Below are 16,496 nucleotides of genomic sequence, written 5' to 3'. Positions count from 1 at the left end.
CTAAGGACAATGCTTTTTTAACGATAAGCGACTAAAACATGGGCATCAATGACTTGATCAATAATCGCTATGCACTTGTCATAATCTTGTGCTTCCAGCGCATCAATAAAACGTTGAATGTTAGCAATTGTTTTAACACAAGCATTTTGCGCAATTTTAATGACTTCTTCGTCACCAAATTCTTGAATATTATTGAAAAAATCATCGCTAATTTTCAAATAGTAATTATTTTTCATATAGGTTAATAAATCACTCACAAACCACTTTTCATATTCAAAGTAAGTAGCTGGATTGGTTGGTTCTTCGCGTTCAATTTCGACTAACTTTGCAACAACCCGCATTTTATTGAAGGTGATTTTTTTCGTACGAATTTTTTGAATAGCTTGCTTTAAAAACAAACCAATAATTTCTGTCATTTCAAAGTAACGTTCTTTATTAATAATGCTGTCTCGAACAAAAGCACCGCGAAAATCGTTGTATTCCACATATCCATCTGCAGCAAGCATCCCGATTGCTTTTCGAATAGGCGTACGACTAATTTCTAATTGTAGTGATAACGTGTTTTCAATTAAGCGATCGCCTGGCTTTAGTTCCCCGTTTCTAATCTTCTTTTTAATTTCCCGATAACAAACACTTTCTCTCGTCTCTTTGCGTTTGGTTGTCATGATTCTGCCTCCTAAATATGCCTATAACATTCTGTTTATAAAAAGGATCGTGATGTAATAATCTCTTTCAAAAATTCGTTTTCATTCACTTTTTTCTCCATTGCTAAAAAAGGGTGGTAACTTGTATTTTCACTGACAAGCATTGCCGTTTGAATCGCTATAATTTCTTTTGTTAGTTCATGCTCTTTTCTTGTATTTTTTTCTGTTTTCGAGCGAATAATCGACATTAACGTAAGACCAATAAAGTAGAAAATAACTGCCATTACAATGATAATTACAGCCGCAATCAGCCGCTCCACCACATCATCCATCAAAAATAGAAATGTCCCACCTAAAATTGCTAAAAACGCCGCTATAAAGACACCAATTATTGTACTAAGCGGTTTATGGTTCTTTTGTTCTTCTGCCATTTCTGAATGAATAAATCGAAGTAATTTATCTAAATCATCTCTTGAGCTAAAACCGCTTTTTTCTAGATAGGCAAACAATAAATAACGACGCATTACAGTCAACTCTTTAAAATTTCGTAGTTGATATCTGGTGCGAATGAACTTTTTCGCACGACTATAAATCAATACGTAATAAAAGAGCGGTATACAAAGTAAACTAATTAAAATCACTGGAATAAAAAATACATTATCCAACAAATAAACGACTATAATGTTAGCTATAATTAAAAGTAGCACTACTAAAAAAAACGCTCTCCAAAAACCCTTTATAAAGCTATGTACTAAATTCCAACTGCCAAGTTTTTTAAAATAAAAATCGTTGAGTTTTTTTATAGCCATTTCTACACCTTTTCCTTTTTTCTAAATTTAAGTTTACCACGAGTTCTGGATTTATTAAAGTTTGTAACCTCTTTTTGCTGTAGTAACAACAAAACTCTAAGAAATTTCTTCTTAGAGTTTTTAGACGTCTTTTATTCAAATAGCATCGCTAAAATCGCTTCTTTTTCAATTCCACCAAAATAGTCTTTTGTATCGATTGTATTCCAAGCTTTTTTAACTTCTTCTTGGTCAAAACGGCACCCGATTAATTTTTCGGCTAATTCAGCCACATCCTCTGTACCAAAAAAGTCCCCATAAATGGTTGCTTCTTTTACTTGACCTTTTTCTAGTGAAACTTGAAATTCAATGGTTCCGGCTGGAAACCTTTTTTTGCGTTTTATGGTAGCTTTTGGTGATTTACCATACGTCCAGTCCCAATTCCGGTAACGTTCTTTGCGTAACTTTTCGATTTCTTGCTTGTCAGCTTCTGTAAACGTATAACGCGGGATGTCTTTCGTTTCAAATATGGACTCCAGTAGAATTTGTTTAAAGGTCGAAATATCGATATCTTCTGCTAAATGCTCGCGAATGGTTGTTACACGACTGCGTACAGATTTAACACCTTTGGACAAGTATTTCTCTGGATCTACTTGTAATGCTTTTTCAAGCATGGATAAATCAACATCGAAAAGTAAAGTTCCATGACTATAAAGTCGCCCTTTCGTTGCAAATTGCGCATTTCCACTTATCTTTTTGCCATTCACTTCAATATCATTTCGACCACTTAGTTCGGCATTTACGCCAAGCTTTTGGAGTGCTCGAATAACTGGTTCTGTGAACTTCGCGAAATTTTGAAAACTATTTCCATCATCTTTTGTAATCATGCTAAAGCTTATGTTGCCTTCATCGTTATAGACGGCTCCTCCGCCTGATAAACGGCGGAGAACGTCTATATGATTCTCTTTGACAAAAGCGTGATTAATTTCTTCTAATGTGTTTTGATTTTTACCGACAATAATCGTTGGCTTCATCCGATAAAACATAAAATACGTTTCATTTTCATCTAAAGAACGAAGCGCGTATTCTTCCACCGCAAAGTTGTACGCTTGATCGAGCACATCTTCATTATCTAAATAAATCACTTTTCCTAAGCATCCCCTTTTGCTTTAAGCGTAATTCGAACGATTTCTGGGTCATTAAATAATCGCGGTAGTTTCGTGACGTTTCCTAATCCGCGGCTGACAATGAGCGCTTTTCCGCCAGCCCGGTGAATTCCTGCTGTCCATTTTGGCATGAAACCTTGCCCCGGTGCGAAAAGACCTTCTGTTAACGGTAGTCTAAATTGGCCGCCATGCGCATGCCCAGATAATACTAAATCAATTGGGTAGGCTTGGTAAAGTGGCCAAAACTCCGGACGATGCGCCAGTAAAATCGTAAAGTAATCCGGTGATAAATTAGCTGTCGCATCGTCTAAAGCTTCTTTTAATGCTGCTTCTTCCCATACTTCTTTTGGCAGTTCTTTTTCAGCCCACTCTTCCCTTACAAAACGAGGATCTTGGACGCCTGCTACCATCATCGATGCGCCATCTTTTTTTAGAAAATAGCGTTCATTTTCAAGGACAGTAACATGATGCTTTTCCATATCTGCTTTAAAATCTTCATAAAAGGCGCTTCTTCCCTCATGATTTCCGCTCACATAAAAGACTGGAAATTCTTTTGCCAGCTTGCGCACAACTGCCATCGCTACAAATGGTGGTTCATCTCCATCAATCATATCCCCTGTTAGAAAAACGGCATCCGGAGCTAGCTCATTCACCATACTAAGCAAAGGATTATTATATAAACCAAAACTTGCACTATGCAGATCAGACAGCTGAACAATAGTAGCGCCGTCCCATTCTGCTGGAATTTTATCAGATACAATTTCATAATTCGTTACAGTTAAATGTTTCGTTGACCAGTAAGCATAACCTGTAAAAGCTGCAACTGCGCCAAGTATACCCCATCCAGTTTTTTTCATAGCTAGAAATCTCCTCACTAAATTTGCTGTATGCTTCATTATAGCAAATTAAGGGGCAACTCGCTTTACTCAGCTATGTGGTATTCTGCTAGTTTTTGTAAATCAGCCGGGCTCACTTCCGCCACAATTTGCGTGCCATTCTCCAAGTATTCGGTTTCTAACACATCGGCATGCTCATTTAAATATGCGACAACTTTCCCTGCTTCAAACGGAATTAAGAAGGTTGCTTTTTCATAGCTGGCGAACAATTCTTTGCGAATCACTTCGGTTAAAAAGACTAAACTTTCTTCTTCCCGTGCGGAAAAGACAATCGTATTTTCCGTTTGTTTTGGATATATTTCGTCTTCTAAAAGATCCGCTTTATTGTAAGCATAAATGACTGGAACATCTTCCACGCCAACCGCTTTCAACGTTTCTTCCGTCGTCTTCATCATGGTTTTGTAATGCGGGTCCGAATAATCTACCACATGAATGAGCAAATCAGCATCACGCGCCTCTTCTAAAGTGGAACGGAATGCTTTCACTAATTGATGCGGAAGTTTACTAACAAAGCCAACCGTATCTGTGAGTAAAAATTGTTTGTTATCCGGTAAAACAATCTCGCGCACACTCGTTTCAAGTGTGGCAAAAAGCATGTCTTTCTCAAAAACTTGCTTGTCCGCAGTTTCGCTATATGCACGTACTAAGCCATTCATTGTTGTTGATTTCCCAGCATTCGTATAACCAACGAGCGATACTACAGGAATTTCATTTTTCTTTCGTTTGCGACGACGTACTTCACGGTCATCAACGAGCATGTCTAGCTCTTTTTGTAAATGACGGATTTGATATTTGATGGTACGGCGATCGGTTTCGATTTTCTTTTCACCTGAACCACGATTGCTAAGCCCGCCTTTTCCGCTTTGTTGGTCCATATCTTCGCCTTGTCCAAAAATCCGCGGAAGTTCATATTGCAATTTGGCGATTTGGACTTGAAGTTGGGCTTCTTTTGTTTTTGCTCTGTTCGCAAAAATAGCCAAAATCAATCCTGTCCTGTCCATTACGTCTAGTTCCAACGCTTCTTCTAGGTTTCTAATTTGCGACGGGGAAAGTTCATCGTTAAAAATAATCAAGCGAGCATCCTGCATTTCTGCGAGCCCTTTGATTTCATCCACTTTTCCTTTTCCAACATACGTGGCGCGATTTTCACGATCGATATTTTGCCGTATTTCGCCCACGACTTCCATATTATTTGCAGCCGCTAAATTGGCTAATTCTTCCATTGAATAATCAAAATCTTTTTGTTTTTGGCTTATACCAACGATTAATACTTTTTTCTCCATAAAAAAGGACCTCCTGAAATAGATTCAGCGCGGTCAGGGTTTTTGAGTAGATGAAAACACAAAAATAGCATCCAAAAGATACTAGCTTGCTTTCAAATGAAGTGTATTTCTTCTTCATTCTACCCATATTTATTTTGGGTGCCAAACATGCACGCAAGACCAATCCCGTTATCCATACTAAATAAGCATGGATATTCCCGCACTATTAAATTAGTTGCATAGATTTTTTGGGAAACGTAGTCTAATATAATGCATGATGGACAACCCTCCGTTCATTTAAGTTGCCCCTAGTTTAACATGGTCGCTTTTGTTTCGCAACTATTTCTCGTTAATTTGGCCTTTCAATCCGGAAAATATCGCCAAGTTGTGTATAGTCATTTCCAGCGAGTCTAGCAACTGGTGCAAGCTTTTCTGGCAAAATATAGTGATGCTCAGAATCAAACACTTCGTCTGCGAAATCATATGTCAAAATACGTGCCAGAATTAAATCAGAAACCATTTCACCAGCGTCATTTTTAATCGGAATAATTTGTTCTAGTTTAGCTGTAAGCACGATATTGGCCTCGGAAATCTTCGGCGTTTTCATTCCAGGAACTTGCTCTAAATGCAAGCTTGTCTTATCGATTTCGCTCACATCTGGTGCAAGTCGAGCGGCAGTTTTATTCATTTCTTCCACAAAAGACTCGCTAACAATATGAATATTTAATTCTTTCGTAAAAGCTGCATTTCTAGCTGTATCTTTTTGCTCGCCATTCGCACGTTGAACAGCTATCGAAACTATCGCCGGGTCACTTGAAACGACATTAAAAAAACTGAACGGGGCGGCGTTAACCGTCACCCCATCTTCAGCAAGCGTTGTTACAAAAGCAATTGGTCGTGGAATGATACTTCCTGTTAAAAATTTATAGTTTTCTTTTTGGGATAAATCTGCACTTTTAAAAACAGTCATTTACTTCCCTCATTTCTGGTTGTTTTGATACCATTTTTTCGCTTCTTCAAGTTCTTCCATTGTAAGCGAATGTCCAGCAGCTGTCCAAACAGTTTCGACTTTCGCGCCCCGTTTTTCGAGGATTTCAACCAGTTCTTCGGAAGCTTTTGCAGTAATAAGCGGATCATTTAAGCCAGCGGACAGAAATACGTTGCGGTGGCCAATCGAAAATTCGGGTTGTTTATTTCCAGCTGGCATCGCATGAAACAAAATTGCTTTATGGAAACTATCCTCTGCTTGAAGTAAGGCATTGGCAGCGATATTGGCACCATTTGAATACCCTACTGCAATGATTCGCTCAAAATCTAGTTGATATTTTTTAGTCAGTTCGCGCGTTGTCGTGATTAATTCTGCCGTTTTACTTTCTAAGTCTTTCAAATCTAAACTACCATCATGAAATCTTTTGAAAAATCGATTTGCTCCACCTTCTTTAATATCACCACGCAACGATAAAACAGCCGCATCACTTGCGATAAACTCCGCTACTTCGACAAGCGACTTTTCATCGCCGCCTGTCCCGTGAAGTAGTAATAGTGGGGCTAAATCCTTATTTTTTCCCGGAATATAAATATGTTCCATCGTTTATCAGCTCCGTTTCGTATTAATCGGACGTACCATTTTTTCAATTTCCGCACGTTTTGGTTCTAAAAATGGTGGCAAGGCTAATTTTTCACCGAGTGTTTCGTATGGTTCATCACTTGCAAAGCCTGGACCATCTGTTGCAAATTCAAACAAGATTCGTTCTGAAACGGGTACGTATAACGATTCAAAGTAGAAACGATTTACATAACCAGAGTTTGGCGCTTCAATTGTATTCATGCGGTCAATCCATTTTTGCAATTCTTCGTGGTCTTCTACTCGGAAAGCTACATGGTGAACGCCGCCGTAACCTTGCATTGCAGCTGGAATATCGGTACGCTCTTCGACAATCACTTGCGCCCCGTTACCACCTTCGCCAACCTCGTATAAATGAAGTCCGCCTTCTTCTGTCACTTTTCGGAAGCCAAAAATCGTTTGCAAAATCGCTTCCATATTTTTGAGCGAAACTACTGTTAAAAATACTGGACCTAAGCCGTAAATCGCATATTTTTCTGGGACTGGTCCGTTTTTCCATGGCGTTCCAGCTGCTACGCCTTCGTTATTTTCATCTGAAATTAGTTGTAATTGTTGGTCATCAAAATCTTGGAAGGTCAGATATTTTTTGCCAAATAGAGTTTTGATATCACTATGTGGAACTTCTAATTGTTCAAAACGGTCAAGCCAGTATTCTAGCGCCGCATCACTAGGTACTCGAAAAGCTACGCGAGAAATACTATCTGTCCCGTGACGCCCTTTTGGTAAATTAGGGAAGTCAAAAAACGTCATATCCGTTCCCGCCGAACCTTTGTCATCTGCGAAAAATAAATGATACGTATGAATATCGTCTTGGTTGACGGTTTTTTTCACTAAACGCATTCCTAAAACTTCTGTGAAAAACTCATAATTTTTCTCGGCACTACTTGTCATTGCTGTTACGTGGTGAATTCCTTTTAAATCTTTAATCATGATAAATCTCCTCCAAAATAAGTTTCTATTTCTGTTCTTTTTTCTTCTAAAAAGCTTGGTAAGGCTAGTCTATCGCCCATTGTTTCTAGTGGTTCGTCTATTGTAAAGCCGGGCCCAGCACTTGCGAATTCAATTCTAAGACCACCTGGTTCGCGGATATACAAACTTTTAAAATATTCGCGGTCCACAAATTCTTCTACTTTCAAATCGTTTCGAACGGCTATATCGTGAAGTTCATCAACGGCTTCTTTGGTTTCAACGGTATAGGCAATGTGATCGATTGTTCCGCGGCCTGTTCGCGATTTTTTGTCTGAACTTGTGGCATGAAGTTTCGCAAAACTCGTCTTGTCTTTATCTACTAATACCCCATTCTGACTTTCTAAGCCAAATAAATCCGTGAAAAACTGGCTGGTCGCTGCTGGATCTGGCACGTGATAATCAGCGCCGATAATCCGAACAATTTGTTTTTCAGCCGGGATATCGGTGTGGATGGTTGGGTTAGAAATGATTTCTGGTATTTCCGTTAGGATGATGCCCATTGTATCGGGATCTTGTAAACTTAAAGTCTGGCCTTGTTTTTGGAAAGAAATGGCAAAATCGTTTAGCCTTTTTTCCCAGTAAGAGCTTGTGCCTTTTGGAATTGCAAGGGTGATATTTCCGAAAAAGGCGCGCTCGTTGTAGCTTGAGCCGATGCGAGGTACTTCGAAAAATGTTAACAAGGTACCCGGGCTTCCTGTATAGTCTCCGTAAAATAGGTGGCGCATATGAATATTGTCTTGATTTACTGTATTTTTTACGAGCCGTAGCCCTAATATGTCTGAATAAAAATGATGGTTCTCGCTAAATGATTTCGTTAGCGCGGATACGTGATGAATGCCTTTAATCATTTGTTTGTACCTCCTTCTTGATTACTAACTATAGTTTATAACTAAACTATTAAAAAGAAAAGTTTTATGCTCACAAAAAGTAAGTAACTTTTAAAGGACGCAAAAAAGAGCGCCATTAAGCGCTCTTTAATACACATCTCGTTTGGTGAAAATAAAATAGGATAAGATAAACGCGACTAGCATCCACGCGGTTAACACGAGCATAGAGAAACTTAATGTCATTCCTTCGACTGGTGGACTGGAGCCATTTAAATAATTCGTTAGCTGTAAATTGACCATAAATAAATATTTCGCGCTCGGCCAAGAACTGACGAGGTTGGTTAAAATTGTTCCGGTAATAAGGGCGGCAAGCATAATTCCCATTACGGCAGCTGTGGAGCGTACAAGTACCGATACAAACATCGTTAACACGCCGACCACGACACTAACAAACCATGCGAGTCCGAACTCCATAAGTAGTAGTTGCCAAACCGGCAGTTGGTAGACATCCGTTGTCGTCACAGCACCATCTTTCATGCCAAACCCGGTGAGAACTGGCGCATCCCAGCCACCGTAACCAAAGACAATTCCAGAAATCAGATAGGCAATAACGGCAGATAATACCATAATCGCGGAAATCGAGAGCAACATCGATATATATTTACTCGTCAAAATCCGCCATCGCTTCACAGGCCTTGTCAGCAGGAATTTCATCGTTCCCGCACTTGTTTCAGCACTGATTAAGTCGGCTGCTATAACCATAATAAAAAGTGGAAACAATAAACTAATACCATTTTCGACGAATGTTTTTAGGAAAGTTGGTGCTCCAGGGGCATTGGGATTGATGTCATTATCTAAGTAATATTGTAGTTGCCCGACAAGCACTTTAAAATATTTTTGATATTCTTCGGGTAATCGCCCTGTTCCGAGTCTGTTTTCAAGGTCAACAATTTGTTGCTGGGTTTGCACGTGCCAATCGCTTGTCCCAGCTTGCTTTTCGTCTTCTTGATGCTGTCGGAACTGTGCATACGTGAAAATAGCTATGATAATTGCCACTAGCGCCAAAATAACGATCAGTCGCTTTTTGCGCCAAAGTTTTAATTGTTCATTATAAACTAAATTAATCAATCGAATGACCTCCTGTTAACTCAAGAAATAGGTCTTCGAGAGATGGTTTTTTCTTATCAATTTCATGGACTTGAATGCCTTTTGCAACCAACTGCTCGTTCCATTCGGCGCTATGTTCATTCACTGCGGTAACGAGATATTCGCCGTCCACTTCTACTTCGGTTACACTTTCCAAAAATGCTTTGGCTTGTTCAAAAGGGGTCGCCCGCCAGCGTAATTGTGCGCGAGAACTAAGCAGGTGCGAAACTTGATCAGTTTTAATAATCGTCCCGTCTGTCATAATCGCCACTCGGTCACATAAAAGTTCAATTTCACTTAATAAATGGGAAGAAACAAGTACACTAATCCCTTCATTTCGAGCCAAAGCACGGATAAAGTCGCGCATTTCGTGAATACCAGATGGATCGAGACCGTTTGTTGGCTCATCAAGAATTAATAATTTCGGACTGGAAAGTAATGCTTGGGCAATGCCTAAACGCTGGCGCATACCAAGTGAATACGTAGAAACTCGGTCATTTATCCGCTTTTCTAGCCCAACTAGCTCGGTTACTTCTTGAATACGTTCTTTTTTTATTGAGGAATCCATCCGGGCAAAATACGCTAAATTTTCTTGTCCTGTTAAAAATGTATAAAATTCTGGATTTTCTACGATGGAACCAAGACCTCGCATTGCTTCGGTAAAATTTTTCCGGATATCTTTCCCACCAATTAAAATCGTTCCAGACGTTGGTTTAATGAGCCCGACAATCATTCGAATCGTCGTTGTTTTGCCAGCTCCATTCGGTCCAAGAAAGCCAAAAACTTCTCCAGGCATTACTTCAAAAGAAATCCCTTTGATAATTTCTCGTTTGCGAATTTTTTTATGCAGATTAGTTACTTGAAGTGCTAGCTCCGTCATCGTTTTTTCCCCCTCCCGTCTGTATAACTTCTGTCACTCGATTGCCGATAAATTGGTATCCGGCATGATTTGGATGGAATTTATCAGTCGCTAAATAGGCAGCCCCATTTTGCTGAAATAAATCAAAAGTCGGAACATAAATGATATTTTTCTCGTTTTGCGATAGATTTTGACTTTGCATGTTCCACTCATTCGCAACTTCCGACATTTCACTCGCATTTTCTAAAGACATAAACGGATTATACAGCCCAATATGAAAAACGGGCGCGGATGGATTTAAGTTTCGTATCGTTTGGTAAATTTGTTTTAAATTGCTCGTATAGCTTGCTTCGGCTTGTTTAATCGCATCACTTTTGAAATCATCCAGTGCTTCTCCGCCACGAAACAAATCATTGCCCCCAATTGTCATTAAAATAACATCGGCTGATTTTATTTGATTCTGTACTTCTTTTTGTTCTAATTGTTTGAGTAATTGTCCTGATTTCGCCCCGCTAATAGCAAGATTGACGTTCTCGACATTTTTCTCTTTTTGTTTGTAGAAATTCTCCACAACCCGAACATACCCACCGCCTTCTGTATCACCAACGCCATATGTAAGTGAGTCGCCGAGCGCAGTTATTTTAAAGGTATCTTGTTTTTTCGTTACAGTTGTATCTTTTTTGGCAGGTGAATTTGTATTATTTGCTTGATGACTTTTTTGCCCTAACCAGATGGAACCAACACCAATAATGCTTAGAATAAGCGCTATAACTGAAAAAAACAGCAAAAATTGAACTGTTTTACTTTTTTTCATTGACTAATCACCTGCCTTATTATGAGGTTTATTTAGGACTAAGTATACCAGACATTCTCGAAAAGCACCTAGTAAAAAAGCACCTATATCATTCGCATAGGTGCTAATTTTATGCTATTTCATATTATATTGTTTGATAAAATTAATTTTTCCTTTAGCATCCGTTTACTATCTTCATCTATAAAAGAATAATCCAATGCTATTTCAGTCTGCCTAAGTATCCATTCTGCTGATAAAGTAAAACTATTTTGATTCACTTGTAAATATTCGTTCGTTAGTGTTGTATTAGAAACTGTACGATTATCCGTATTAAAACAAACCTGAATTCCGTTTCTATGAAAAAGTTCTACAGGATAGCTTTGCCAGTTTTGTGCAGCCCCTGTTTGAATATTACATACTGGACACATCTCAAGCAATACTTGCTGTTTAGCTGCTCGTTCCATCACTTTCTTTGACTGAGCTAGTGCTATACCGTGACCAATGCGTCTAGCTCCGAATTCCAATGCTAATAAAACGCTTGTTAAATCACCAGTTTCACCTGCATGTATCGTGTAAGGCATACCTATTCGGTTAGCGTAAGAAAATAATGATTGATAGTCTTTTGTAGGATACTTTCCTTCATCACCAGCTAAATCAATTGCTACTACTTCTTTTCCTAAGTATTTTTTAGCTACATCAATTACTGCTAAATTAGCTTGCTCAGATTGTCTACGCATACAACAAAAAATCAAACCTATTTTTATTGAATAAACTTTTTCAGCAACCCGGCTCCCGCCAATTAAAGTCTCAGCAACTTCTTCCATTGAAAAGTTAGTGGTTGCTAGGTGTATAGGAGATAGCCTAATTTCAATATAGATAATGTTCTCTAGTGCTGCTTGTTCTGCTAAATCCAAAAGAGCTAAATATATCGCTTCTTTTGTATGTAAACCTGCTGAAACTAATCTAAAACAATTAATATATTCTGTTAAACTGCATCGATTAGCAGCAACTGTCATTCGCTGTAACTTTTCTTCTGATAACATTAAAGGGTTACCTTGTAATTCATAAAGCTTACGAAGCGTTTTTAGCCGAATGGAACCATCTAAATGACAATGAAGTTCTACTTTAGGTATTTTTTTAACTTGTTGCTCATTCACTAATAAATCATATAATACTTCTTTGATGAGCATACCAAAGCCAATTTTTGCTTGCTGAGTTGTTTTTACTACTTCTTCATGATTTAAGTTCGACTGTAAACCTGCTGCTAAATTCGTAATACACGAAATTCCTAACACTTTTATTCCTGCATGATTAGCCGCTATTACTTCTGGGATGGTTGACATCCCAACTGCATCTGCTCCTAGCCTTCTCGCCATTTGTATTTCTGCAGGAGTTTCATAACTCGGACCGGAAAACGCCATATAGATACCATCTTTTAAAGAAATATTTAAATTTCTAGAAGCTAAGTGCGCTTTTTCAATATAGTCGTGGCAGTATGCTTGACACATATCTGGAAAACGCGGACCAATCTCTGCTTGATTTTCACCTATTAAAGGATTCGCTCCCATAAAATTGATATGATCAGTAATTACCATCAAATCTCCTACAGCAAAATTCCTATTCACTCCACCTGAAGCATTGGTCACAATTAGTGATTGCACTCCTAACGCTTTCATTATTTGAACCGGATAAATTACTTGAGACATTAGATTCCCTTCATAAAAATGAAAACGCCCTTGTAATACCAAAATAGTTTTCCCTGATAAGACACCAAAAATAAGCTTTCCACTGTGTCCAACCACTGTTGTTGCTGGAAAATGAGGAATGTCTTGATACGGAATTTCTATTTTATGTTGAATTTCTTCTGCTAAATCACCTAAACCAGATCCTAAAACTAAACCACAGGCTACTTTTTTAATACCTTTTGTTTGGAGAAAGAAAATCGTTTCCTTCATTTTTTCAGTTGCTAGTTGCATCATTTTCCTCCTTGTTATTTATTACAAAGCCAAGCAAGAAATTTCTTGCTTGGCTAATTACTATGCCTCTTTGAAAGTAAAGAAGGCTAATAAAAATGAAATTAACATTGTTGCTAGTGATGCTAATGCTACAACAATCACATAAGAAACATCGCCTGTTTGAGGATTGATAAACCCACCAATTCCTAAAACACCAATTGTACTAGCAAAATTATGAACTCCAGCTACTGCAATAATAAGCGCCCCTATCGCTGTTCCAATACAAGTAAAAACAAATCGTCTTTTCACTGGTAAGGTAACTCCGTAAATTGAAGGCTCAATGATGCAAAAGAAATCAGAAACCATTGCAGGAACACAAATTTTCTTAACATCTGGATTCTTCGTTTTCAAATAAACTGCAAATACGACAGCCATTTGAGCTAATGGAGCTGTAAAAATCATTGGCAATAAATAATCGGTCCCTGTTGTTGCGAGATTATTTATTCCTATGGCAACTAATGGCCAATGTAATCCAAGAATAACCAGTGGTGTATAAAGAATGCCTACGAACAAGGCTGCTACAACTGGTGAGAAACTAAACAGAGCTAAAATCGCACTAGAGATAATACTACTTGCAATATTAGCAATTGGACCAAATACTAAAATTGTTGCTGGAACACCAATAATTAAAGTAAGAAATGGGACAAAGGTGAAATGTAATGATTGAGGAATAATTTTTTTGATAAAATGCTCAAATTTCGATAGAAAGAACATCGAGAAGATAATAGGAATAACTGTTGATGTGTATCCATTCGCTGGAAAAATGATAGGAATACCTAGAAAATCACTATAAATATCCATCTGAAGAAAAGTACCATTAAACAACTGGTAGATTGCCTCTGGTCCAACTAAATCATTAAGTAGATTTGGGAAAACAAGTGAAGCACCAACAATCATCCCAATAAATGGATCTGAGTTAAATGTTTTTGCACTAGTGTACCCTAAGATAACTGGAAAGAAAGTAAACAAAGCATAACCAATTGCATTTAAGATGACAAATGCGCCATCCCCTGGGCTAATTACTTTAGAGGCAACTAAGAGTGACTCCACACCTAAAATCAAAGAACAACCAATCATTACTCCAAGTGTAGGGGTAATGATTTTAGTTATTGTATCAATGAAACGATTTAATAATGTTTTCTTATCTTTATTAGTAGAATCATTAGTGCTAGTTTCCTCATTAGTATTCGAAATAGATAATTTAGATAACATTTCTTGATAGATTTCTCCAACTTGCATACCAACAACTACTTGATATTGACCATTTGCAGATTGAGCAGTCATAATTTTTTCATGATTTATCAGAGCATCTCTATTAACTAAACTTTCATCTTTTAGTGTAAAACGTAATCTAGTCACGCAATGTGTTAACGCAATTATATTACTATCTCCACCTACATTTTCAATAATGAACGCATTTAATTTATCATATTTTCCCATATGCAATTTTCTCCATTTCTAATTATTGTCAATCTTGGCGAGTTTCTCAAATAAATCTTCCATTAATTTATCTCTTTCAACAAAGTAAACATATTTTATAAAATGGCGTCTAAAGTCTTGGCTGTAATAATGATTATCTTGCATAATGGGACTATTAACCAATTTATCTTTCATAAATTCTTCACCTAATAGCCAACCAATAGGAACAACATCCCATAATGCCCGTGACCAAACCTTTCCACCATTTTTTAGATTAGTTATTTTCGCTTCTTCTTCCGTTCTTGTCACCATATAATCACAAAATTTATTTTTTCCTTTTAACCAATACTCTAACTCCGGCCCGGTTGTAGCAAAAGCAGAAATAACTCCCATCCCTGGAAACTGAACTAGTGGCATCGGGGTATCAAGTAAAACTCGAGCAGCCACTAAATCTTGTCGACAATTAAAGGATAAATTATTATGCCATTCATAGCCCAGTCCACCTAACCATAAAACAACTATATTTTCTGTTATTTTTGGTTCTAGTAAAATAGCTGTAGCAATATTAGTAGCAGCGGCAATTCCAATGACATAAAGAGGATTTTCTGAACTATGCGCTAATGCTAACTCAATCAAATGTTGGACAGCATCACTCATTTTAGGTTTTGAATTAACTAAAAAATCAACTGATCCTTTAAAAGTGATTTTTTCTAATTCTGGACGGTTCAATAATTTATAAACCCTAAGAATTTCTTCATAACTTTTTTCCATACCGTCTTTCGGCCCATTAGAATGATGATTTAAAAATGGTGCTGCATACACTCCTACCACATTAAATTTTTCTTTTGACTGAATCATATAGGCTAAAGCATATTGATCATCAATTTCGTTAAATGTATCTGTATCTAATACAACATCAACCTTTCCTGATGGTCTTTCTAACATTTTTAAAATTTGGCTATTATCCATTCTTATAAATCCTCATTCCTTAATATTTTATAGAAAGCGCTTTCCTTAAATCCATAATAACATTAATTTGGTTATTGTCAAATAATATTTTTGTTTTAACCAAATTAAAAGCAAAAAAAAAAGATAAATTGGTTTTTAGCAATTTATCTTTTTTTAAATGTTTAAAATCTCTATTTTTGCCTTGGATAAAGTTTCTAACTGATCTGTAGTAAAGTCCACTTCTGTAATAATGGTATCGTAATCCGTTGCATGATTTACTTTCCACATCGCAATACTTGGGTACTTATTGTTTTCTATAAGCAGAATATTTTTTTGTGAATTTTTCATGATTGCTTTTTGCAAATCGGCATCTTGTTCTTTATAAGCGGTAATTTCCAAATCTTCATCTATCGCACCTGGGCTTATAAAAGAAATATCCGCTTTTAGCTTTTTCATTTGATGGATAGTCATTGAACCGAAAGAATTTTCTTGGTTTAAGCTAAAAGTTCCGCCTAAAAAAATAATAGAAAGCTCTATCTTTTTCTCTTGAACATAGTGCATAATACTAAAGGAATTCGTAATTACAGTAATATTATTTAACAACTGTGGATATTTACTAAGCATATGGATAAGCATAACTGAAATGCTATTATGTTCAATGGCGATTACTTGACCTGGACTCACTAATTGACATGCTTTATCCGCTATTTTACTTTTAGATTTTGAATTAATTTCTTTTCTAAATGAGTATGGGACATCTCTAGCAATGGTGGTATGAGCAATAGCTACACTACCATGAGCTTGAACTACTTTTCCAGCGAGTTGTGTGGATTTCAAATCGTTTCTAATTGTTTCTGTCGTTACATTAAGAAATTCAGCTAAGTTAGCCAATGACAAAATCGAATTTTCATTTAATATTTCAATTATTTTATTTCTTCTTGACTCGACTTTTCCCATCTAATTCTCCTTTTCTCTTCAATACTAAAGTTAGTATACCTTATTTCGGTTAAAGTTTGTATGAATTTAATCATTTATATCCAAAAAAGCTAACTCGTTAGCGCCCGTTAACATATCCTTACGTATTATCAATCAGTCAGGTTTGTATCAAAATAACTTTGGGTTCTCTGCTGGTTCATTTAGGTT

At 37.2% G+C, this 16,496-nt stretch carries 15 protein-coding genes and 2 pseudogenes; all 17 read right to left on the bottom strand.

Annotated features, from left to right (window positions below; translation table 11 throughout):
• Window positions 1-17: 17 nt before the first annotated feature.
• The 17 genes and pseudogenes from HRK21_RS09665 to HRK21_RS09590 all read right to left on the bottom strand — a co-directional run bounded on the left by HRK21_RS09665 (window position 18) and on the right by HRK21_RS09590 (window position 16,310).
• The gene (locus tag HRK21_RS09665; RefSeq protein ID WP_003738411.1) at window positions 18-665 is read right to left on the bottom strand and encodes a GntR family transcriptional regulator; all 648 of its coding nucleotides are present in this window, start codon (window positions 663-665) and stop codon (window positions 18-20) included.
• 35 nt (window positions 666-700) lie between these two features.
• On the bottom strand, window positions 701-1,453 hold the full coding sequence (locus HRK21_RS09660; RefSeq protein ID WP_031695179.1) for a hypothetical protein: 753 nt from the start codon (window positions 1,451-1,453) through the stop codon (window positions 701-703).
• Between the two features lie 131 nt (window positions 1,454-1,584).
• Entirely contained in the window at window positions 1,585-2,574 is a 990-nt protein-coding gene (gene lplA2, locus HRK21_RS09655) for a lipoate protein ligase LplA2 (protein WP_070006242.1), read from the bottom strand.
• Window positions 2,575-2,579: 5 nt separating this feature from the next.
• A complete protein-coding gene (locus HRK21_RS09650; protein WP_070006244.1) occupies window positions 2,580-3,452 on the bottom strand; it encodes a metallophosphoesterase in 873 nt (290 codons plus the stop codon).
• A gap of 65 nt (window positions 3,453-3,517) precedes the next feature.
• Window positions 3,518-4,774: a GTPase HflX gene (hflX, locus tag HRK21_RS09645; protein WP_070006245.1), complete on the bottom strand. Its 1,257-nt coding sequence runs from the start codon at window positions 4,772-4,774 to the stop codon at window positions 3,518-3,520.
• A 328-nt stretch (window positions 4,775-5,102) separates the two neighbouring features.
• Window positions 5,103-5,723, bottom strand: coding sequence for a flavin reductase family protein (locus HRK21_RS09640; RefSeq protein WP_070006247.1), 621 nt, complete (start codon window positions 5,721-5,723; stop codon window positions 5,103-5,105).
• 9 nt (window positions 5,724-5,732) lie between these two features.
• Window positions 5,733-6,341: an alpha/beta hydrolase gene (locus tag HRK21_RS09635; RefSeq protein ID WP_069888258.1), complete on the bottom strand. Its 609-nt coding sequence runs from the start codon at window positions 6,339-6,341 to the stop codon at window positions 5,733-5,735.
• A 6-nt stretch (window positions 6,342-6,347) separates the two neighbouring features.
• Window positions 6,348-7,307, bottom strand: coding sequence for a ring-cleaving dioxygenase (locus HRK21_RS09630; protein WP_003738404.1), 960 nt, complete (start codon window positions 7,305-7,307; stop codon window positions 6,348-6,350).
• Entirely contained in the window at window positions 7,304-8,194 is an 891-nt protein-coding gene (locus HRK21_RS09625) for a VOC family protein (RefSeq protein WP_069888257.1), read from the bottom strand. The genes HRK21_RS09630 and HRK21_RS09625 overlap by 4 nt, the downstream gene beginning before the upstream one ends.
• Before the next feature lie 126 nt (window positions 8,195-8,320).
• Window positions 8,321-9,301, bottom strand: a complete 981-nt coding sequence (locus HRK21_RS09620) for an ABC transporter permease (protein WP_070006249.1) — start codon at window positions 9,299-9,301, stop codon at window positions 8,321-8,323.
• A complete protein-coding gene (locus HRK21_RS09615; protein WP_070006254.1) occupies window positions 9,294-10,199 on the bottom strand; it encodes an ABC transporter ATP-binding protein in 906 nt (301 codons plus the stop codon). The genes HRK21_RS09620 and HRK21_RS09615 overlap by 8 nt, the downstream gene beginning before the upstream one ends.
• Complete coding sequence (locus HRK21_RS09610; protein WP_069888255.1) at window positions 10,171-10,992, bottom strand: SGNH/GDSL hydrolase family protein; 822 nt, start codon at window positions 10,990-10,992, stop codon at window positions 10,171-10,173. The genes HRK21_RS09615 and HRK21_RS09610 overlap by 29 nt, the downstream gene beginning before the upstream one ends.
• A 119-nt stretch (window positions 10,993-11,111) precedes the next feature.
• Window positions 11,112-12,089 (bottom strand): annotated as a pseudogene (gene add, locus HRK21_RS14115) (adenosine deaminase); the annotation flags it as partial.
• Window positions 12,090-12,140: 51 nt separating this feature from the next.
• Window positions 12,141-12,947 (bottom strand): annotated as a pseudogene (locus tag HRK21_RS14110) (purine-nucleoside phosphorylase); the annotation flags it as partial.
• A gap of 60 nt (window positions 12,948-13,007) precedes the next feature.
• Window positions 13,008-14,426 carry a PTS transporter subunit EIIC gene (locus HRK21_RS09600; RefSeq protein WP_069888252.1) on the bottom strand — a complete coding sequence of 473 codons (1,419 nt, stop codon included), beginning with the start codon at window positions 14,424-14,426 and terminating at the stop codon, window positions 13,008-13,010.
• Between the two features lie 18 nt (window positions 14,427-14,444).
• Window positions 14,445-15,374 (bottom strand): nucleoside hydrolase, encoded by a 930-nt coding sequence (locus HRK21_RS09595; protein ID WP_070006258.1) that lies wholly within the window; start codon window positions 15,372-15,374, stop codon window positions 14,445-14,447.
• A gap of 153 nt (window positions 15,375-15,527) precedes the next feature.
• A complete protein-coding gene (locus tag HRK21_RS09590; protein ID WP_070006260.1) occupies window positions 15,528-16,310 on the bottom strand; it encodes a DeoR/GlpR family DNA-binding transcription regulator in 783 nt (260 codons plus the stop codon).
• Window positions 16,311-16,496: the final 186 nt, after the last annotated feature.

It is taken from the genome of Listeria monocytogenes (assembly GCF_013282665.1).
GTDB classification, from domain to species: Bacteria; Bacillota; Bacilli; order Lactobacillales; family Listeriaceae; genus Listeria; species Listeria monocytogenes_C.
The sequence above is the reverse complement of the archived record's forward strand: the minus strand, read 5'-3'. Positions and strand labels throughout refer to the sequence as shown.

Coding starts and splice junctions, on each gene's coding strand:
- HRK21_RS09665 (WP_003738411.1), bottom strand. CDS start 665: ATGACAACCAAACGCAAAGAGACGAGAGAAAGTGTTTGTTATCGGGAA.
- HRK21_RS09660 (WP_031695179.1), bottom strand. CDS start 1,453: ATGGCTATAAAAAAACTCAACGATTTTTATTTTAAAAAACTTGGCAGT.
- HRK21_RS09650 (WP_070006244.1), bottom strand. CDS start 3,452: ATGAAAAAAACTGGATGGGGTATACTTGGCGCAGTTGCAGCTTTTACA.
- hflX (WP_070006245.1), bottom strand. CDS start 4,774: ATGGAGAAAAAAGTATTAATCGTTGGTATAAGCCAAAAACAAAAAGAT.
- HRK21_RS09640 (WP_070006247.1), bottom strand. CDS start 5,723: ATGACTGTTTTTAAAAGTGCAGATTTATCCCAAAAAGAAAACTATAAA.
- HRK21_RS09635 (WP_069888258.1), bottom strand. CDS start 6,341: ATGGAACATATTTATATTCCGGGAAAAAATAAGGATTTAGCCCCACTA.
- HRK21_RS09630 (WP_003738404.1), bottom strand. CDS start 7,307: ATGATTAAAGATTTAAAAGGAATTCACCACGTAACAGCAATGACAAGT.
- HRK21_RS09625 (WP_069888257.1), bottom strand. CDS start 8,194: ATGATTAAAGGCATTCATCACGTATCCGCGCTAACGAAATCATTTAGC.
- HRK21_RS09615 (WP_070006254.1), bottom strand. CDS start 10,199: ATGACGGAGCTAGCACTTCAAGTAACTAATCTGCATAAAAAAATTCGC.
- HRK21_RS09610 (WP_069888255.1), bottom strand. CDS start 10,992: ATGAAAAAAAGTAAAACAGTTCAATTTTTGCTGTTTTTTTCAGTTATA.
- HRK21_RS09600 (WP_069888252.1), bottom strand. CDS start 14,426: ATGGGAAAATATGATAAATTAAATGCGTTCATTATTGAAAATGTAGGT.
- HRK21_RS09595 (WP_070006258.1), bottom strand. CDS start 15,374: ATGGATAATAGCCAAATTTTAAAAATGTTAGAAAGACCATCAGGAAAG.
- HRK21_RS09590 (WP_070006260.1), bottom strand. CDS start 16,310: ATGGGAAAAGTCGAGTCAAGAAGAAATAAAATAATTGAAATATTAAAT.